The following is a 19,000-nucleotide window of genomic DNA, read 5'->3' on the forward strand; positions in this document are numbered from 1 at the left end:
CGGCGTTCCTCCCGTTCCCGCCCTGACAATCACCGGAACAGGTATGAACAGCAACACCCCGGCTCGGCACGGCCAACACCGGACCGCGAGCCGCCGCCGCTTAGCACGAACTGCGCGAAGGATGCTTCCGGGTAACCGGCTTGCAGCACGAGCGCGGGAATGAGGCGTGCCTGCCTTGCGTCTTCGGTGCCCCGAAAAAACGTTTTCCGGCGGGTATGATTCCGTTTCTCGGGGCAGCGGCAATGCGGGAAACGGTTGCGAAAACTCCGACTTGCCTGGAATTGTCAGGCTCGTTCCGAAGGGGAGTAACCCGCAAGCCTGTGGTCGACATGCTGAGAGCCCACGTGCTCTCCGGCCACCGGACCCGTGGGCAACCACGGGTGGGTGAGACCCTTCGGCCGGCCCAGATGCGCCTGGCCGAGACCCCCTTGGACGTCGCGGCGAGGCCGGATCATGCCACGAAAGGACCCGGTTCTCGTGTTCACCAAACTGCTGCGCCCGATCGGCCTATGCGTCGCGTTGACAGTGCCCGCGCTCGTGCTGCGCCTGTCCGGCGCGGCACCGAGCCCGGCAGCGGGGCTGGCGCTGTTCGGCATGGCCGTGGTCGCCGCGTCGTTCGTCCTGGCCTGGGCCGCGGAGACGGCCCAGGTTGACATCTCCGGCGGCCTCGCGATCGCGATCCTCGCAGTGATCGCGGTCCTGCCCGAGTACGCGGTCGACCTGTACTTCGCCTACACCGCGGGCTCGAACCCCGAATACGTCGCCTACGCCGCGGCCAACATGACCGGCTCGAACCGGCTGCTGCTCGGACTGGGCTGGTCGGCGGTCGTGCTGCTCGGCCTCGCGATCGCCCGCAAACGCACCGGCAAAGCGGTGCGCGAACTGATCCTGGACTCGCCGTACCGGGTCGAGCTGGGGTTCCTTGCGATTGCCTCGGTCGTCGCGTTTATCGTCCCGGCAACCGGGCAGATCTCCCTGATCCTCGGGTTCGCGCTGCTCGGGTTCTTCGTCTTCTACCTGTGGAAAGTCTCTCGCGCCGAAACCGGGGAACCGCACCTGGTCGGCCCCGCCGCCGCCATCGGCGCGCTCCCCACGCGGCGACGGCGGATCCTGGTCGTCGCTCTGTTCGTGTTCGCCGCCGTGGTGATCCTCTTCTGCGCCGAGCCCTTCGCCGACAATCTCATCGCCGCCGGCACTCAGCTCGGGATCGACCGGTTCCTGCTCGTGCAGTGGCTGGCTCCGCTGGCCTCCGAAGCGCCGGAGTTCATCGTGGCGATCCTCTTCGCTGTCCGAGGCAAGGCCGACGACGCCATCGGCACGCTGATCTCCAGCAAGGTCAACCAATGGACCCTGCTCGTGGGCAGTCTCCCCGTCGCCTACCTGATCGGCGGCGGAGGCACCGCCCTGCGCCTGGACGGCCGCCAGATCGAAGAGTTCCTGCTCACCGCCGTCCAAACCCTGCTCGGCGTCGCCGCGCTGCTGGCGTTGCGGTTCCCACGCTGGGCCGCCTGGACCCTGCTCGGACTGTTCGCCGCGCAATTCGCCCTGCCAGGCCAGGCCGCCCGCTACGTCCTTTGCGGCGTCTACGCCGCCCTCGCGCTCGCCGCGCTGATCCGCAACCGCCGCCATGTCCTGCCTACCCTCGCGGCCCCTTTCCGCCCGCTGCCCACCAGCGACGCCCGCCCGGGCAATGCCTCCCCACCGACACGACCACACATCGGCAGGACCTGACCAGTCAGCAACCCGGAGAAACACCACGATGAACGTGTTCGACACGACCGATCAGCACGTAGTCAGACACCGATTACGTGTTCCAGCCGTACGCGAGACTCGAGATAGCCGAACAAGCGAAGTCGAGCGCAGCGAGGTGCTCCGGGCTCACTGTCCCGCTCGGCAGGCCGCTTCCGGACTGTGCGCCGACGCACACGGTCAAACCCCGTACCGTCACGGCCCGACGACACGCTCTCCAGCGTGCTGCGGACGAGAACCCACTGTTCCGATCCTCGCGGAAAGCAGCTGACTTCGACAAACCCCAAGACGTCGGGAATGCACATTTCGAAGAAGTGTGTAAATACACGGAACCAGGCATAGAAACGGTTCGCCTTGATTCAGCACAGGTGCCCATTGTCCGTTCGACGAAACGGATCCGTGCTCGCACGAGCAGAATCTATTCCACGCGCCGGCGATCCGGCCGGCCGCGCGCGACGGGAAACGAGCAGCCCGTGCCCTGCCGGAACAGCTGACACAGTGTGCTGCCGTTCCAGGCCGCGCATTGCGACCTAGCTTTTCGCTGTTCACAGATCAGCCACAGATATCGACTTTGCCGAAGGAATCCGCCAGATGTTGAGCGAGGACGATCTCAAGCTAGTCGACGCGCTTCAGGCCAGGCCCCGTGCGCCCTGGTCGTCAGTCGCCAAAGCGGCCGGGATGAGCGCGGTCACCTCCGCCCGTCGGTGGCAGCGCTTGACCGAACGGGGAGAAGCCTGGATCAGCGCCTACCGCGGCGGCGAGCTGCGCGGCCGGATCGTGTTGTGCTTCGTCGAGATCCGCTGTGCACCCGGCCGAGCGCTGACCGTGGCGCAAACGCTGGCGGCCGACTCCCGCGTGACCAGTGTCGAATACACCGCCGGGCAATGCGATCTGCTGGTTCACGTGGTAACCCGGTCGCTGCCGGATCTCGCGGACTATCTGACGCACCAGCTCTCCGCGCTGCCCGATGCGGTCTCCAGCCGCACGCACGTCCTGACCAGACTGTTCTGCGAGGGCAGTACCTGGCGGGTACGCGCGATCCCCGCGAGCCGCCGCGAAGCCCTCGCCATGCCCTCGACGCGCCGTGTGCCGCCCGTAACTCGATTCGATTCGCTCGACCACGCACTTCTGCAGGTTCTCAGCGAAAACGGCCGAGCTCCCGCGCCGGAGATCGCCGCCCGAGTCGGAACGGGCGAGACAACTGTGCGCCGGCGGCTGGCCATGCTTCTCGACTCGGGAACGCTGATTCTCCGCTGCGAGATCGCACGTTCGCTCTCCCCCGCTCCCGTCACCGCGATGCTGTGGATCCGGATTCCGCCGGACCGCCTCGAAGCCACCGCGCGCTCCCTCGCTGCCCTGCCGGAAACGCGGATGTGCGCGGCGGTCAGCGGCGAAGCGAACGTCCTGCTCATCGCCTGGCTGACGTCCCAGCAGCAGATCGCCGGGCTGGAACACATGCTCGCGGCACGATTCCCGCGGCTTTCAGTTCTCGACCGGACGATCACCCTGCGCCAGGTCAAGCTAATGGGCAGGCTGCTCGACGAAGAAGGACGCGCCATCGGCCAAGTGCCGCTGCTCGCCACCCAATTCCCGACGAGAGCCGAAAGCGAATGACCTCGCGTGAGCGTGCTCGCCAGCCGACGAGCACGACGGGGAACCTGACCGGCGCAGAACTCGCGACAGCACGTCCGCATATGCGGGAGTATTCATAGGCATCCGATTCAGAGCAGTCTGGGTGGTCCCGTGGAAGCGCGACCGCCGAAAGGTCGCTGAGGGTCGGCCCCGGAAGCGGTTGCGTTGGAACGTGACCGCCGACATGATCCTCGCCCCGGCCAAGACGACAGCGTCCGGGTTCTGGACCGGTGCTCTTGCTCCGACCGCGTCCGGGCGGCATCCGCGACGGCGGCCGGATCGACCGGTTCAAGGACGGAGCCGGCACCCGCCCGAGGGCTAGCAGCGAGACCGTTCTTTTTCCGGAGAATGCGCACTCCTGGCCGACTGCCGCACCCACGGAATCCAGCAGATGCGCGAGATAGTCAGCCATTGCGGAGATTTCCGCCTAGCTAGGATTCTAGGTCGAAACCGGTGCCGAGACCGTTTCGGTCCGACCACGCTTCCTTACCCGTCGCGAGATCGCCTGCGGCTCGCCGCGAACCTGTCGATCTCCTGTCGAAGCGCGGCGGGGATCGATGTATTGACCGCCTTTCAGGGTAACCTCCGCAGGAGGACATATCCGTCTCGCCCACCGGTTTCCCCGTTGTCCGGTCGGCTCTCGCACCTTTATTTCAGGAGAACAGGTGACTCGCAGCATTTACCGTTTTTCGCCGTTGCCCCGTCGCGAACTGGTTCGCCTCGCCGGTCTGCTCATGGCCGTAGCGTTCGCGCTCACCGCATGTCAACAAGTACCCCCGGAAGTCTCGCGGGCGGAAGAGTCCGCGGTGTCCGAAGCAGACCGCACGGCGACGGTGCGTTCGTTCTACCAGTTGGCTTTCGTGGAGAAGAAGGTCGCAGACGCTGCTGACCGGTATCTCGGTGGAACATACGTTCAGCACAACCCGGGAGTCGCCGACGGGCCGAAGGCATTCAAGGATGCGTTCACCGGTTACTTTTCTTCGGCTCCCGCAGTGTCGTACACTGTTCACCGCGTTCTCGCCGAGAAAGACCTCGTTCTGGTGCACGCTGAACAACGCGGAGATCCGGCCTCCCCGGTTATCGCGATCATGGACCTCTTCCGCGTCGACAGCACCGGGAAAATCGTCGAGCATTGGGACGCGGTTCAGCCGGTGCCCGGCAAATCCACCAACGGCCACACCATGTTCGACGGCCCGGTCGGCACCCGGCCCAGCCCCTCCCCGCAGACGCGTGAGCAGAACCGCGAGGCTGCCCTGGAATTCCTGGATCTCGCGTTCAACCGGGCCAACGCGAAAACTGCCGTCGAACTCTACGTCGCGGACCAGTACACACAGCACAACCCTCGCCTGGCCGACGGCGGCGCGGCGTTCGTATCTGCGTTCGCCGGTGCGGAGCGGCTGACCGGAGACGCCAAGCGCGTCTTCCCCCGGACGATCGTCGACGGCAACCTGGTCGCGGTGCACACCTACGGGCGGAACCCGGACAACACCGGCAGCGGGTCCATCGACATCTTCCGTTTCGATCAGAACAACAAGATCGCCGAGCACTGGGATGCCGTCCAGAGCTATCCGGCCCGTACTGCGAGCGGCAACACCGTGTGGGACGACGGCCGATAGCCGAGCGCAGTCCCGCCACTCCGGCTCCGGGCCGAACGCGTCGTCGTGCTCGACCCGGGTCTTACCGAGAGGTCGTACAGGCGAGCGGTTCTCTTCGGGCCGCGCAACCGGTCAAGCTGTCCCTGGTGCCGAACCGGTTGCAGAGCAGCTGATCGCAGGTTCGCGGCGCGAACTAGGGCAAGCGGTCGCGGCGAGCGGACGGCCGCGACCGGAAGCCTCGGGAGACCGCGCCGCCGGAACGGCCTCCGGCGAGGAAACCAACCGCAAGCCGCCGGCGGCGCAGCCGTCCTGCGGATTCGTTCGCGACCGCCGGCCGGGGACCACGCAGTGAGTCTCTCGGTCGCGTAATGCGGTTCGGCACCCGAACGGACCGCCGAGACTCGTTCCGTCGGCACCCGGTCCCGAACGGGACGAGACGATCAAGCAGAGCCAGATGCCTGCCACTCAACCCGACGAGGAACGCCGGGCCGGACGAACCGCGCACCCGGTGCGGCCGCGCCGCACTCACCCCGGTAATTCGCGGGTTCGAGCCGGCGCTAACCGAAGCCTCGCAGTCACGAATAAGCGACGACAAAGATGTTTTGAACAGCTACACTGCCGGAACCGGACGACAACCTCGCCGAAAGAAACAAATCCTCGCGGTCCGATCGGCACGCGAGATAAATCAGGCCGAACCGGCGACCGAAACCCCCGGATCCACCGCCGCAACAATAGCGAATATCGGCCGATTCAAGACCGGAATATCGAGGAATCCTCCGGATGCTTACAGAGAACGACCTGAAACTCGTTGACGCCTTGCAGGCGGGCCCGCGCGCTCCGTGGTCGGCGATTAGCACGGCCACCGGGATGAGCGCGGTGACGGCCGCTCGACGCTGGCAGCGCTTGGCTGAGCGACGCGACGCGTGGTTCGCGGCCTACCCGGGCGGCGGCGTGCGCAAGTGGATGACGCCAGCCTTCATAGAAGTCGACTGCGTGCCCGGCAAGGCACTGGCGACCGCCCAAGAACTGGCCGACGACCCGAACGTAGCCAGCATCGACCACACCGCAGGGAGGTGCGATTTGCTTGTGCACGTGCTCGCGTCAACTTCGCACGGCCTGGAAACCTACCTCGAGCACCGGGTCGCGGCGCTGTCCAGCGTGACCGCGATCCGGACACTCGTCTCGCCGCGCATCCTGTCCGACGGCAGCACCTGGCGGGTCCGGAGCGGGCGAAGCGGGGCACCTGGACCACCCACCCCTCAATTCTCCGCACCGGTCAGGTTCGACCCGCTGGACCGGGCTCTTCTGCACGCACTCGGCGCGGACGGGAGGGCCGCCGCGTCCACACTCGCGGCGCAGCTCAACGTCGGCGAGACCACGGTCCGGCGCAGGCTGACAGCTCTCCTCGATTCCGGAGAACTTGTCTTGCGCTGCGAGATCGCCCGCTCCCTGTCCCCGGCACCGGTGACCGCGATATTGTGGATACAAGTACCACCCGGCCGGATCGACGATGCAGGCCGAGCGCTCACCGCACTGCCAGAGACCCGGATGTGCGCGGCAGTGAACGGCATTGCCAACCTTCTCCTCGTGGTATGGCTGTCGTCGGAGTATCAGCTCGTCACCCTGGAGAACGTCCTCGCCACCGCACAACCCTGGCTCTCGGTCGCCGACAGGGCGATCACGCTGCGTCCGGTCAAGCTGATGGGCCATCTGCTCGACGGTGAGGGACGGCCAGTGAAGTACGTGCCGCTGGCGTTCCCCTCGTGAAGGCAACCGCTCAACTGCGACGTCGCCGGACGTATCTGCACCTCCCTCGGGAGCAGATACGTCCAAGAGCCGCTTCTGACCGCATCGCCGCCGCATGCGGTCAGACCTCTCAGCCCTTCACCAGAAGGGCTGAGAGGCGAGCCCCCTTCGTGCCAGAACCGGCGGAACAATTCCCCGAACGGCCGAGGGAAAATTACCGCATCAGCGGATTACTCGATTTTCCGGCATGACTTGGCCTGATTCCAGCAATTTCGGCTACTTGCAGGTGCCAGCAGGAAAGCTCAGGTGAGCATTGCTTTTTTCCTTGAGGCCCGACCAACAGGAGTGCGGCAGATGAGTTTTCGCGCAAACGCGTCGGCGACGCAGGGCGACCAGGCCGGGATCCGCCGCGACCTGCGCCGTTTCCCGAAGGCCGGGCCGCGCATCACTCGCGCCCAAGGCACGGTGCTGAACGCGGTGGGCGACCTGACGTTGGAGACCGCCCGGGGAACGACGCTCGGCTCGGTGACCGCAGCTGCGCACCCGGCCCAGTCGTCCTGTTGCCCGGCGGCATGGACATGCTTCCGATCTCTGAACGCACCAGACTTGCTTTCGCCTCCGGCAAAGACGGCGTCATGCGCGCCCGCGGACACGGTTCGCACACGGCCGGCCTCTTCCCTCGGTGCCTGGCATGCCGACCTCACAGGCGACGTCGTGTTCATGTCCCAGCCAGGCGAAGAAGGCTTCGACGGCACCGCGCACGTAATCGGAGACAGGGTGCCCGGCTTCGAACCGGTCGTGGTGGTCGTCGAGGCGTTGCATGCAGGCACGGCGTCCAACGTCATTCCCGACGACATCGTCTTCGATATGGCGATTCGCTCGTTCAGCCCGTCAACCCCAGGGCCGAGCGACGTAGCGGGTCGAATGTACTTGCTCCGGATCCGCAACGGTGCAAGGTCTCCGCGTCGAGACGACCCGCAAATCCGGATACCCGGTCACCGTGAAGCACGAAGCGGGCACTTGTCCGCACGACGGCTCAGCGTCCGCCCGTCGGCTGACTCCTGAAGCACTGGAGATCACAGGTCATGAGCGGTCCAGAGGAACTCGCAGCCGAAGAGGAATGCCCAGTAACCAGCAGCCCGAGGAACAGGACGATGCCGTCGACCGCACGCGACCTCGCTGCGTCCGCGTGCGCCGGCGGTTCCGGGGCAGGGTCGGCGTATTTCGTTGGTGTCTTGCTGCTCGCCTGCGCGACCGCGCAGCTCACTGTCGACCGGCGGGTGATCCTCAACCTCCTGATGATCAACGCGGTCCTGCAGGTTCTTGCGCGGCCGCGGCATACCGGTACCTTCCGGGTCGCAGTAATCACCCTTCTGGTATGCGCGTTGCTGGACTAGCCGCCGGATCCAGCCGGGGTCGGGACATGCACGGCCTACGCGCAGGCAGGGCCCCGCTCGGCCCGGCGTTGGCCGCATACCAGTCCCCGTCCACGGTCCCTTCTCCTGATCGGGTCTGGCGTCCCAGACCCGATCCTGACACCATGCGCGAACCAGGTCGGCGCGCTGATTCGGGCTGACCTCAGAAGAAGACTCCGGGCCCGAATTCGTTCAACGCCGTCTCGATCCCGCCCGGCAACCGCGAACCGGCCGGACGGCAGTCTCGCCCCGGCGATGCTCTTGTCTGAATCCCTTGAACACCAATGCCGAACTTCCGACAGTACCTACACTTCAAGCGACTAGAGGCCCCGCCGGGCAACGAAGGCACCTGCTCACATGGCGCGGCCGCGCACCTCCTGGTTCAGCACAGCTTGCCTCCGTTGCTACGGATTCGGCGACGGACCTTCTGACGAATCGCCGACCTGGCGGACATCGGGCAACGCCTGCAGCCGCTCGTAAAGGTCTGCCGCGCAGCAGGCAAATGACCTTCGCAGCGTAGTGGAAAATCCCAACCGGCATACAGCGCGAGCCGCGCCTCATGAAGCTCAAGGCTTCGCAAGCCAGACTCGGGCGCATCGGCCACGACCGCCGCACCGTGACCGTACGCCGCCAGGCCCAGCGCCATCGAGAACGACTTCATCCCGATCCTCCCGCGGCCACAGCTTCGTCGAACGCGAGACGAACGACCTTGGCGCGTTCCGTCAAGATCAGCCGGTGCCGGGCCGGCTCCGCGACTTCGATGTCGTCATGTGTCGTGTGGGCATGATCAGGTCCGACCAACGCGCCGATCCCGATTTCGGCCAAGATCTGCGACTTCCAGCAACTCGGAGGCGACACCGTCGAGCTGTTGGAGGTCGGAACCGGAGCCCCACGATTCGGTCGGACAACAGCACCGGTTAGCATTTCACCGCGTCGACGACCAGATGCGCCGCTCCGTGCTCGGCGATGGACGGAGCCAGCACACCGCGAACCATCGCGTTGACGCGACCGAGGTCATCCGGATCTTGCGGACGTCGCCGAACCCGAGCGACTGCCGGGCCTCTGTTCCTGGCGAAGCGGGTAGCGTCCGAGATCGAGAGTGTCGGCTGGCACCCGTCAGCAAGAGAGCATCTCTCCCGTCTAGGAGCAGCTTGACGCCGAGTTCGTGTTCCGGAGCGCGCACCTCCGGCCAGCGAACCGGTTTCTGCCACTGCGATGAAGTACCGCACCAATCTCAGGTCAGGCGTCGCGATCGGGCCCATCCAGGTCCTGCGCTACCGGAAGGCCGCTCGCCGCCGCAGCTCCGGAACACTGCGCGCCCGGTTTCGTCGCTGTCGACATCGGGCTCCCGGGTTCAGCCGACACCACACACGTTCCCGGCGCTCTGCCAGAAAGCCTGCACGGCATGGTGTACCGGCGCACCAAGATCGCGACGCCGCTCGCATCGTTTGAAGCTCCCAGCTCCCACGCAAGCACTGCGGACTTGCACCGTCGGCTCCGCTATTGCGGCTCGCGGGTCCGCCTGGGCAAACTCGCCGATCTCGCCCAGGCGGACCCGCGAGCATGAAGCGCCGGCGGCAGCGGCCTTGTCCGACACCGCACCCGCTGACGTTCTGACCGCGCAGTGACAGCAGCAGGCCTTCCGAAAGGCTCGGTCAGCGACGAACCTTGAGCAAAGAGCCGCCCGCAGCTTCGACCCCGGCCACGAGGCAGCGCAGCTCGTCGGGCACAGACTGCTCGGCCAACGCAACGGAACCGCGATGGCTCCCCCTGCCCGTTCTCGCTCCCGAGCGCCCGTTCGATGCCGAGAGCACAGAGGATCGCAGCGAAAGCAACTGTTCCGGCCTCTGGCTCGCCCGCGATCCGCAATATTCGCTCGATCCACAGCCGAGGGCGGTCGACCGCCTCCGATCGGCCGCGGGAAACCGATCAGGATTGCAGCGCAGGAGCCAGCGGCTCCCGGGCTCGCGCGGTGAACCACGAATGCAAGCACGCGGCCGTGTTCGACCACGAGGCGGCGGGCGAAGACCAGATCGGCGAGCGGCCACCGACACCCCGCTGCGCAACAGTTCCGGGTTTACTTCCGGCTTGCCCATGAACGAGTCGTGCAGAATCAGAAACATCCGTCTGGCCAGCATTCTGTACGGCATCGGCGCGCAGGCCCCTTTCCGGGGAAGAGCACCTCTCACCGCGAACGCCGGTGCCGGGGCGACTCCGGCCCGAACGCGACCACCGGTTCTTCCTGTTCCGGCGCGAACGTGATCCGGCCTATCCGCTGGCAGGTTGCGGGATCGCGGACCCGCAGCCGCGCGGCGCGCGCCAGTCCGGCGAGCGCCGCGGCCGGCACTGTTCCTGGCATAATCGAGCGATTCTCTCTTCTCGCAGCCAATTCCTGCGCGGGTCGCGACTCGCATGCATTTACAGGCGGTCGCAGCGAGTATCAGAAAAGCAGTGCCTCCTAACGGAGGCATCGCCGGTGCACGCTGGGTAGCACAAAGATCCGCTGGTTGCACTGCGGCAGTCCCGGCACGGGTCGCTTGTCCACCGGTTTAAGGCTGACCGTGGGCACTCTGACGTGACCCAGCGATCAAGCAGGTCAGCAGCTTCGAGATCAGGGCGGCGTGGGACTCATCGTTGAGCTTGGAAGAGCCGGCGTGCCGACCGCCGGTTATGAACGACCGGGCATAGTCGGCGCGGGCAATGGTGCTGCAAGGTCGGCAGGCGGCCCGGAAAATGCGGCCGGAGTTGCTCGACTTCACTCAGCACGTGCAGTCCGTTCGGACGGTGAGCGGGAAGGACCCTGGCCGGCCGTTGGTTCGGAACGTGGCGTCGCCGCGCGGTCGCCAGCGTGATCCGACACCGTCTTTCAAACCAAGCGCCATGCCCGGCATGGGTAATGCAAATCGAACACGCGCTGCGACGGACGATCTCGCGATCACACCGGTACTGCTCGCCAGAGCTGAGCTCGTTCCCGTCGGCACCGACCGCGTCCCGGCTTGTCGTCACCAAGCGAAGAATAGGGGAACGCGAGTGAAGATCTGCGGGATCACGCCTCAATCCCGAAGTGCATCGAGGTACGTCAGCAGCCCGGACAGATCCGTCGTCCGTAGTCGGCGCGGCTCCGGATCCTCGGCACCCCCGAAGCGGCCCGGCCGCAGATGCTCATCGCCGCACCCGACGGAGTGATCCCGCCCCGCCGTTGACACCAGCTATACTGCACTCCTCAGCTGGGGTATTTCAGCGAGTGCGCTTGGCCCATCTCTGAGGGCGTCATCATCTGCCCCGATCCAGCACGGAGACCAGCACGTCATGAGCCAGCCGCCCACCGAGGAGGCTGCGGACGCGCTGTCTGCGGAGGAACTGCTCGCCTGCGCGGGCGAAGTGTTCATCAACTTCCAAGACCGGAGTTATCGATGGGTCAGCATCAAGCTGTTCGCGTTGCCGCCAATTCCTGTCGATGACCGGACGGTGCTGAGGCTGCTGTTGCGACACGGCCGTTACCGCGACGACTACGCCGGCGGCGGGGACAACCTGACCGCTCTGGTGCACGCCCGCTACAGACTCGATCTGATCACCCTCGACTCGTTCACTCCAGCCGATCCCACCGTCGAGGAGCAAGTCCTGCGGACCTGGGCCGAGCAATACGATCGGCTGCCCGCCGCAGTCCAGGCGCAGATGGAACGTGAACTCTACCCGCGCCTGCACAGTGCCACGAGCCTCTACCGCCTGGCTGACCTTGACGAGAACGCCTACCACGAGTACGGGTCAGTGGTGGGCTTCAGCGGGTTCCATGAACTGGTCCTCATCGATCGCGACACCGGGGCGCTGGCGCTGGCGGTGGCCAGCGATGACTAAGCTTGTCTTTTTAAGGGGTTGGCCGGTGAAGTGCACGCCGGTTGATGTTGTGTTCAGCCTGTAGTTGATCGTCCTTTCGCAGCAGCGAGAAAGTCAACTCGAGGGCTGGCTGATGGGTGCGAATAACCTGGACATGACTCGGCGTGGCAAGGAGGACGAACACCGCATGAATCCAGGTTGACCGTACTCGATTCGTCGCGACTCTGGAGACTAGGCGGACCTCGTGGACGGCACTGCTGGACGCGATGCGGCTGCCACCGGGTGCCGATGTCGCTGCGGTCACCACTGCATAGCTGGGTGAAGCGGTTGATCGCCACTGGTCAGTGGTGCACGGGCGACCCGGAGGTCTTGGTGGTTCCGGACGCCGACTACGACGCGCCGCGCATCGCCCATCTGCTCGCCGATCTGGCGGTGCAGATTCTTGGACGGTTGCGTTCGAACCGGGTTCTGCGCCGACCGGCGCCCTCCCCCGAGGAGTTCGCGCGGGCGAGCCCCGCCGGAGGCCGCCCGCCCAAACACGGCGGCGAGTTCGCATTCGGCGACCCGGCCAGCTGGGACACCGAGCACGTGGTGACCAGCACCGACACCCGGCTCTACGGCAACGCGACCGCACAGGCGTGAAATCGGCTGCATCCCCGGCTGACCAGCCGGGCCGCGTGGTTTGACCACACCGAGTCGCTGCCCGTCATCGAAGGCACGGTCATCCGGTTGGCGGCCGAGCAGCTTACCCTCCGGGGGGGGGTGAACAAGCCGGCACGGATTCCGCAACATCCACGCGAAGGCCGTTCGTCGAGCGGCCGCAACGAAACCCACCCGGCCGGGTCCGGGGCGACCACGAGAAGCGCTCAATCACGTTGCTACGCGACGCTTTGAGGTGGGATGAGTCCTGACGACCGGCAAGGCATACACTCGTCCGGCACACCACAGGAAAGGTGCCAAAACCCGTCGCACCACCTAAAAGACAAGCTAACGGAACAGGGGACGAACCTCAGAGCATGGCCGGCAGCATCCCGCCTATCCCGAGGCTCATCAGCACGTGGCAGGCCATGTCGCCGCGATGCCCGGCGGCCGGCCGGAGCGGGCCGCTCAGACCAGCCACCAGCCGACCGCCCCGGTCAGCAGCACGAAGGTCACCGCGCCAGCCGAGCCCGCTATCAGTGCGGCCATCACCGCGAGCCTGCAGATGCGCCAGTTCGGCCGCCCTGCAGCCGGCCCGCCCTGAGCCCGATACCAGGCTCGCGAACCGGTACAGCGAATACGTCTCCGCTCAGCGTGAACACCGCGGTGAACGACCACGACAGCACAGGTCATGCAAGCACGGCTCTTCTCCCATCGTCTTATCCGCGTCGGTCATCTGCCAGGGAAGCCGAGCGTCCGGGACCACCCAGGTTTCCCGCCTCAGCGGCGAGAACAGGAAAGTTGGTCCCGCCGCGGCACCCCCGGCGCACGGGTCAGAACAAGGTCGACCAGTAATCCCAGAACTCCAGGAGAATCAGCACCGCGATCGCCACGTACCACAACGCGAGCAGGCCGCTGTGCACCCTGTGGAGTACGGCCCCGAGCCTGGTTTCGGCCAGATTGTGCAGCGTCGTGTACCAGAACAGCGCGATCGTCACGACCCACACGACCATGCAGTACGGGCACAGCGCGTGGATGCTGTAGAGGCTCTGCCCGAGCACCGTGGCGAACTGCATGCCAGCCCACACCCACCGCGGCGGGTCGTAGCCGGTCAGCAGAGCCGCTCCGAACATGACGACCACCGGGTACGCGGCGACCCCGAACACCGGATTCGGGAACCCGAACACCGCCGCCTGCGCGCTGTCCATCACCGAACCGCACGACAGCACCGGATTGATCGAACAGCTCGGCACATAGGACGGATCGGCCAGCCGGGCGATCTTCTCCAGCGTGAGCGTGACCGAAGCGGCCAGGCCCAACGCCCCGCCGATCAGGCAGAGCCACGCCAGCCCGCAGTGAGCCGACCGGTTCACTGCGCGAGCGCCTGGTCGAGCAGCCCGCGCAGTTGCTTTGCGAGCGCGGCATAGGTGTTCCCCGAGGGCTCGAACCTGGTGCCGTTGACGAAGATAGTCGGAGTTCCGGTCACCCCGGCCTCGCTGCCGTCGGCTTTGTCCCGGTCGATGCGGTTCCCCACCATCGGCGACTCGGCGTCGGCGTGGAACCGGACCAGATCAAGGCCGAGCTCTTTGGCATAGGTGTCGAACCGGGCCTGCGCTCGACCCGCGTCCTCGCTGACGTTCTGCCCGTCCGCGGTCAGCGCCCACGTCGGGTAATCCCCGTAGAGTTTGTCGAACATCCCGCGGTACTTGCCCTGCATCCCCGCGGCTTCGGCGGCCTTGGCCGCGGGCACCGCGAGCGGGTGCATCGGCAACGGGAAATTCCGGGCGACGAAGGTGATTTTCCCGGCGTAGTCGCGTTCGACGCTCTTGGTCACGTTCTGGTAGTACGCCTCACACACCGGGCACTGGTAGTCGATGAACTCGACAACAGTCACCACAGCAGCGGGCGCGGCGGTAAGAGCGTTGCTGCCGGACGGGTTCAGCACGTTCGCGCCGATCGTTCCCGGCCGCGGCCCGGACAAGTCGTCGTGCCGGTTGACAACCAGCACCCCGCCGGTGACCGCCACCGCGGACGTCACGACCGCAATGGTGGTCCAGACATTGGCGGACAGGCCTTTCCGAGTGGTCACCGGATTGCGGTTTTTCTTCGTCATCAGCCGAAGCCGTCCTTTCACCGACAGGGAACGCGAGAGCACCGATGATCGCATCCCACCTGGCACGAAAAAATCCAGGGAAACGCAGGAACTGAACCACACTTCCAAACGACATGGTTGATGGTGTTTTTTGCCTACGCAAATTCAGGGTGAGCTAAATCACCGCGTCTGCCGCGACGTCGGTACCGACACCGGCACCATCCCGATATCGGTACCGGGTCGTGGTCGACGTCGTCGCCGACTATCGCGGCTGTCCTCGCCTCCCTGCTCAAGCGAGCCAGTACCGCAGCTTTGTCGACAGGCAGGACTCCGCGATCATCACGTCGAGGCTAGCCACGTCCGCAGTGTTGTCCCCGGCGAGAATGACGGTGCGCAGCCCGAATAAGCGCAGTTCAGCGATCGCTGCGGCAGCGTCGGGCAGCAGGGCGGCGGCGAAGCATCGTCGCAGACGGAGCGCCGACAACCTGCGTGTAGTACAGCACGTGCGGTGCCTGATCTTCAGCGCCGGAGACACCGATCGAGGGATGGAATCCAGTCAAGATGCGAGCTGTCCCCAGACGATGACGTTGTCGCGGTAGTTGCCGGTGCGGGAATCATAGGGTCCGCCACAGGTGACCAGCGCGATGCGCGGCGGCCCGACGTTGCTGAAGAGATTCGAAGGTAACTGGTTCTTGCGGAGGTCGAGCGGTGCTTCACTGACTGTCCAGTGAGTGGTGGTTTTGTTGGCACCGCGGATGTCGATCACGTCGCCAGGGCGCAGCGCACGGAGGTCGTGAAAGGCACCTGGGCCTTGTCCGGCCCAGTTAACGTGGCCGGCGAGCACTGCGACGCCAGGCTGCCCTGGGGCTGGCGCGGTCGGGTGGTCGCTGGCCCGCGTCGTGCCGATGTACCAACCGACGGTGTGAACATCTCGGGGAATGTCAAGACTGTTGCCAGTCGCTGCCACCGGGACCAGAGGCGCGTCGACATCCAGCGCGCGGATGGTCAGCCGCGCGCTGGCGGCACCAGTGATGCTGGAGTAACGGCCGCTGCGGGAAACCGTCTCGGGCGCTGCAGCGGTACCCGTCGAGGGCATGCCAGAGTGCGGAACGACAGCGCTGATGTCCGGTGCTGCTTGTGGCGGGATGTCCCCGGTTCCCGAGCCAAGGAGTATCGCACCGCCGACGATCATGGCTGTAACGATCGCCAGCCCGATCCACCGCGTAAAATGACGAACGGCGACAGCGGTCAGCAGGGGTCGTGAGCACTGAGACATCGGTTTCCCTCCGACCGGACGCGGTGCCTTGCCTCATTGGAACTCGGCACCGCGTCCGGAAGCAATCAGCGGTGAGCGATCATCCGTCCTTGCGGAACTTGCGGCGATACCAGAGCGTGAACGCCGCTCCGGTTCCCAGGGCTAGCAAACCGATACCGCCCAGAGCGACCCAGGTGCGCCCCTTGCCCAGGATGTCTGCCGTGGCAGAGGGGTCGGCGAGACCGGTGTTGATGTGACCCAGGGGCTGCACCGGAGGTTTCGGCCCAGGAGGCGGTGTCGGCCCGTTCGGTGGAGCCGACAAAACAACGTTGGTAACAGCGTTGCATGCGGGGTCGACGGAGCGTGGTGCGCAATTGCCGCCGCTGTTGGGGAGGGTGACCACCGCATTGGTCAACTTCCTGTCGCCTTTATCGGGATTGTTGACTGTAGCGGAGTAGCTGACAGTCATGGTAGCTCCGGCTTTGAGCGGGCCTGACCACGACAGAGTGGGGGCCTGATAGGTGGGGGCGAGGCCGAGGCTGGCTTTCGCGTCCTTGTTGTAGGTGGCGTCGTCCAGCACGGAGGTGAGATCGTCGGTGAAGCCGGCTGGCTGGTCGGTGGTGTAGTCCGTAGTGCCGGTATTGGTGATCGCGATGCGGTAGGTGACGGTATCCCCTGGTTTGGCGGCCTGTGCCGACGAGGTTTTCGTGACCTTGTAGTGGGTGTCATCGAATATCACGGTCGACGTGGCCGGCGGGTTGCAGCCGGTGCAGTCGATGTTCTTCGGGCCGTTTTCGAAGCTGCTGGCTTTAGGGGAAGTGACGTCGACGGTGGCGGTGCAGGTAGCCATGCCCGCGTCGAGGTTGCCAGTCACTCCAACAGAAGTAGCACCAGCGCCGGCCGTGACCTTGCCACCGGGGCACGTGGTGCTGGTGTTTGCGGGGGCGGCCACAGCCAACCCAGCAGGGAGGGTGTCGGTGAAAGACCAGCCCTTCTTCTCGGCTTTTTCGCTCGTGTTGGTGACGGTGAAGGTCAAGGTCGAGGTTCCACCCGCGTGGACCTGCGGCGGGCTGAAGCTTTTGTCCAACTGCGGGGTAACGTCCAGTACCCGGATGTTGTCGAAAGCGCCGTCATTGCCGTGGCTCGCAGGCTGTTCGTTGCGCATGACGACGCCGAGTTGGTTACCTTCCAGCAGCAGTGAGCCATCAGCCGGGAACCGGCCGTAGGACACTTGCGTGCCCTCGACCGCGGTGGTCACGCTTCTCGGATCGCTGCAGGGATCGATCGCGGTATTGGACAAGGACGTCTCAGTGCCCGCGTTGTTCCGCAGGTAGAACCGAAGCAGGGGATGGGCCTCATCGCAGGAGGTTGCTGCGGCGTCAACGGAAAGGGTGACGAACCGGTTGGCCGCCGGCAGGGTCAACTGCCCCTGCGTGGCGAACTGGATCTGATTCGCCGGGACGATCGTTCCGTCCGGTTCCTGGGGGGGCGTTGTTGTCGGCCGCTCCCGAGGATTTGCTGGACACCGCCCGGTTAGAGTCCGGGTTCTGGGGATTGTTGAGCAGCCCCAGCGCATAGGCTTTCTGACGCACATGGTCGAAGTTGGAGGCAATGTTGTTGCAGTACTGGGAAAGGTCGGGCCGCGGGGTGTTGCCCGCGAGAATAAAGCCGTTGCACCGGTGGTTGTTCAACCAGTACGAGTCGGCCGTGTACTTGGCAGCTGCATCCGAGGCGTAATCTGTCAGCTCCGTGATTCCGGCACCGTTCTGAAATCCCTCCTGATACAGAACCTTGGGATTACCGGGCACTCCGGGAGAACCCGGCTCAGCACTCGCACCCGGCGCAGCCAAGGCCGACGAGGCCGCCAAGACCGAAGCGGCGATCGCGGCGAGACGCAGAACTCCCCCAGAACCGGAAGACCGGCATCGACGTGCGCCGAAGAAGCTTCCGGCCGCGCGGATCGGTTTCCAGACATGCCTTCCAGGCATGCACATCACCCCTTTTTCGAGACTATTCAAGCGATTCCATCGAGGCGGGCCACTCGCCGCCGACAACGTTGGCGCGCACGTTCGCACGCCGTGGTTCGCCAAGGATGCGTAACCGCGCTGACCCTCCGGGAATTACTGTCGGACAACAAGATAGCTTTTACGACCTCTCGCACGCGCCGCAACATGCGACCCTGCGCACAGAAGGTCGGAACACGCATTAGTGTGACTGACAACACTTCTTCGGACCAAGAGGTTCTTACCGCACCTGATCTGCATCGGCAAACCTGCCGCAGCTTAATCGCCCGCTTGGGGTACCCGCGGGTAAAGCTTGCGTCGATCTCCGACACTTGCACATAAAAGGTTTTCGCTTCCGGACCAGCCCGGGCGGTCACCCGGTTTGCAGCCAGAGCAAGTGCACGACCGCGAAGAGTCCCGTCCCGCCCTGACAGAGACCGTGTCGAGAATGACAAAGGATGACGGTCGCGCCCCGGCCACCCGTTGGACTCCGACAGCGAGGACCAGCGCATGCGCAAGGTTTCAGCACGCGGGACTCGACCGTGCACCGTGGTGCATCGCGAGACATCGCCCAAGGAATGGCCGATGCCGCCCGCCGTAGTCATTCCCCTTCGAGAAGCACCCCCGCGCCCGGACGCGGAGTTCGCCGACTGGATCCACCCCATGTAGTGACCCGCAGACTGTTTCGAGATGCTCCACGATCTGCCTCCCAGCACGCCAGACAGTGAATCCACTGCCAGCATTGCCGGAATTTACGATTTTTTCCCATCTTTTCGGCGGAATACTGCAGGCAAAGATGAATCGTTACCGACCCTGCTTGCGGCGGGTGATCGCCGGGCATAGGTTGTCCGACACCGGTTGGCCGGTCGTGTCCTCCAGCGCGGCCTGCCGGCAACTGGCACGTCGGGGTGCTGGCTCGGGTCCGCCTCGTCGCGGCGTGCTGTCTGGGGGCGGCGCCGGACGGTGCCGTGTGCACACGCGAGGAGGCTTGGATGGGGAAGAAACGGCCCAGCGGAAAGAAACGAGGACCTACCCGCGCG

The 19,000-nt window shown here is 65.4% G+C and carries 16 protein-coding genes; 8 read left to right on the forward strand and 8 right to left on the reverse strand.

Going from position 1 to position 19,000, the window contains the following annotated elements; genetic code table 11:
- Window positions 1-453: 453 nt before the first annotated feature.
- The 6 genes from ABD156_RS43905 (at window position 454) to ABD156_RS43930 (ending at window position 8,119) form a co-directional block, all read left to right on the forward strand.
- Window positions 454-1,731 carry a sodium:proton exchanger gene (locus ABD156_RS43905; protein ID WP_344287444.1) on the forward strand — a complete coding sequence of 426 codons (1,278 nt, stop codon included), beginning with the start codon at window positions 454-456 and terminating at the stop codon, window positions 1,729-1,731.
- 609 nt (window positions 1,732-2,340) lie between these two features.
- The gene (locus ABD156_RS43910) at window positions 2,341-3,363 is read left to right on the forward strand and encodes an Lrp/AsnC family transcriptional regulator (protein ID WP_344287446.1); all 1,023 of its coding nucleotides are present in this window, start codon (window positions 2,341-2,343) and stop codon (window positions 3,361-3,363) included.
- Window positions 3,364-4,046: 683 nt separating this feature from the next.
- Window positions 4,047-4,997: a nuclear transport factor 2 family protein gene (locus tag ABD156_RS43915; RefSeq protein WP_344287448.1), complete on the forward strand. Its 951-nt coding sequence runs from the start codon at window positions 4,047-4,049 to the stop codon at window positions 4,995-4,997.
- Window positions 4,998-5,756: 759 nt separating this feature from the next.
- Window positions 5,757-6,743 (forward strand): Lrp/AsnC family transcriptional regulator, encoded by a 987-nt coding sequence (locus tag ABD156_RS43920; protein ID WP_344287450.1) that lies wholly within the window; start codon window positions 5,757-5,759, stop codon window positions 6,741-6,743.
- A gap of 285 nt (window positions 6,744-7,028) precedes the next feature.
- Window positions 7,029-7,787: a hypothetical protein gene (locus ABD156_RS43925; RefSeq protein WP_344287452.1), complete on the forward strand. Its 759-nt coding sequence runs from the start codon at window positions 7,029-7,031 to the stop codon at window positions 7,785-7,787.
- A gap of 89 nt (window positions 7,788-7,876) precedes the next feature.
- Window positions 7,877-8,119: a hypothetical protein gene (locus tag ABD156_RS43930; protein ID WP_344287454.1), complete on the forward strand. Its 243-nt coding sequence runs from the start codon at window positions 7,877-7,879 to the stop codon at window positions 8,117-8,119.
- Window positions 8,120-8,519: 400 nt separating this feature from the next.
- Here ABD156_RS43930 and ABD156_RS43935 read toward each other — a convergent pair whose 3' ends face one another.
- Together ABD156_RS43935 and ABD156_RS43940 are read right to left on the reverse strand one after the other, a co-directional pair.
- Complete coding sequence (locus ABD156_RS43935; RefSeq protein ID WP_344287456.1) at window positions 8,520-8,798, reverse strand: hypothetical protein; 279 nt, start codon at window positions 8,796-8,798, stop codon at window positions 8,520-8,522.
- Window positions 8,799-10,322: 1,524 nt separating this feature from the next.
- A complete protein-coding gene (locus tag ABD156_RS43940; RefSeq protein ID WP_344287458.1) occupies window positions 10,323-10,496 on the reverse strand; it encodes a hypothetical protein in 174 nt (57 codons plus the stop codon).
- Between the two features lie 950 nt (window positions 10,497-11,446).
- On the opposite strand from ABD156_RS43940, the gene ABD156_RS43945 reads away from it, so the two are divergent.
- The gene (locus ABD156_RS43945) at window positions 11,447-11,992 is read left to right on the forward strand and encodes a hypothetical protein (RefSeq protein WP_344287460.1); all 546 of its coding nucleotides are present in this window, start codon (window positions 11,447-11,449) and stop codon (window positions 11,990-11,992) included.
- Window positions 11,993-12,259: 267 nt separating this feature from the next.
- On the forward strand, window positions 12,260-12,613 hold the full coding sequence (locus ABD156_RS43950; RefSeq protein WP_344287462.1) for a transposase: 354 nt from the start codon (window positions 12,260-12,262) through the stop codon (window positions 12,611-12,613).
- Between the two features lie 830 nt (window positions 12,614-13,443).
- Here ABD156_RS43950 and ABD156_RS43955 read toward each other — a convergent pair.
- The 6 genes from ABD156_RS43955 to ABD156_RS43980 form a co-directional block, all read right to left on the reverse strand.
- Window positions 13,444-13,983 (reverse strand): vitamin K epoxide reductase family protein, encoded by a 540-nt coding sequence (locus ABD156_RS43955; protein WP_344287464.1) that lies wholly within the window; start codon window positions 13,981-13,983, stop codon window positions 13,444-13,446.
- Window positions 13,980-14,723: a DsbA family protein gene (locus tag ABD156_RS43960; protein ID WP_344287466.1), complete on the reverse strand. Its 744-nt coding sequence runs from the start codon at window positions 14,721-14,723 to the stop codon at window positions 13,980-13,982. Before ABD156_RS43960 ends, ABD156_RS43955 begins: the two co-directional genes overlap by 4 nt.
- Before the next feature lie 268 nt (window positions 14,724-14,991).
- Window positions 14,992-15,186 carry a hypothetical protein gene (locus ABD156_RS43965; protein WP_344287468.1) on the reverse strand — a complete coding sequence of 65 codons (195 nt, stop codon included), beginning with the start codon at window positions 15,184-15,186 and terminating at the stop codon, window positions 14,992-14,994.
- Window positions 15,187-15,258: 72 nt separating this feature from the next.
- Window positions 15,259-15,894 (reverse strand): class F sortase, encoded by a 636-nt coding sequence (locus ABD156_RS43970; RefSeq protein ID WP_344287470.1) that lies wholly within the window; start codon window positions 15,892-15,894, stop codon window positions 15,259-15,261.
- Window positions 15,895-16,057: 163 nt separating this feature from the next.
- Window positions 16,058-17,380, reverse strand: coding sequence for a DUF7933 domain-containing protein (locus ABD156_RS43975; protein ID WP_344287472.1), 1,323 nt, complete (start codon window positions 17,378-17,380; stop codon window positions 16,058-16,060).
- On the reverse strand, window positions 17,337-17,945 hold the full coding sequence (locus tag ABD156_RS43980; protein ID WP_344287474.1) for a hypothetical protein: 609 nt from the start codon (window positions 17,943-17,945) through the stop codon (window positions 17,337-17,339). The genes ABD156_RS43975 and ABD156_RS43980 overlap by 44 nt, the downstream gene beginning before the upstream one ends.
- Window positions 17,946-19,000: the final 1,055 nt, after the last annotated feature.

The sequence above is a fragment of the Amycolatopsis albidoflavus genome (genome assembly GCF_039525725.1).
GTDB classification, from domain to species: domain Bacteria; phylum Actinomycetota; class Actinomycetes; order Mycobacteriales; family Pseudonocardiaceae; genus Amycolatopsis; species Amycolatopsis albidoflava.

Excerpts from the sequence above, each read along its gene's own strand:
- ABD156_RS43905 (WP_344287444.1), top strand. The coding sequence starts at position 454 with ATGCCACGAAAGGACCCGGTTCTCGTGTTCACCAAACTGCTGCGCCCG.
- ABD156_RS43910 (WP_344287446.1), top strand. The coding sequence starts at position 2,341 with ATGTTGAGCGAGGACGATCTCAAGCTAGTCGACGCGCTTCAGGCCAGG.
- ABD156_RS43920 (WP_344287450.1), top strand. The coding sequence starts at position 5,757 with ATGCTTACAGAGAACGACCTGAAACTCGTTGACGCCTTGCAGGCGGGC.
- ABD156_RS43930 (WP_344287454.1), top strand. The coding sequence starts at position 7,877 with ATGCCGTCGACCGCACGCGACCTCGCTGCGTCCGCGTGCGCCGGCGGT.
- ABD156_RS43935 (WP_344287456.1), bottom strand. The coding sequence starts at position 8,798 with ATGAAGTCGTTCTCGATGGCGCTGGGCCTGGCGGCGTACGGTCACGGT.
- ABD156_RS43940 (WP_344287458.1), bottom strand. The coding sequence starts at position 10,496 with ATGCCAGGAACAGTGCCGGCCGCGGCGCTCGCCGGACTGGCGCGCGCC.
- ABD156_RS43945 (WP_344287460.1), top strand. The coding sequence starts at position 11,447 with ATGAGCCAGCCGCCCACCGAGGAGGCTGCGGACGCGCTGTCTGCGGAG.
- ABD156_RS43950 (WP_344287462.1), top strand. The coding sequence starts at position 12,260 with ATGTCGCTGCGGTCACCACTGCATAGCTGGGTGAAGCGGTTGATCGCC.
- ABD156_RS43960 (WP_344287466.1), bottom strand. The coding sequence starts at position 14,723 with ATGACGAAGAAAAACCGCAATCCGGTGACCACTCGGAAAGGCCTGTCC.
- ABD156_RS43970 (WP_344287470.1), bottom strand. The coding sequence starts at position 15,894 with ATGATCGTCGGCGGTGCGATACTCCTTGGCTCGGGAACCGGGGACATC.
- ABD156_RS43980 (WP_344287474.1), bottom strand. The coding sequence starts at position 17,945 with ATGCCTGGAAGGCATGTCTGGAAACCGATCCGCGCGGCCGGAAGCTTC.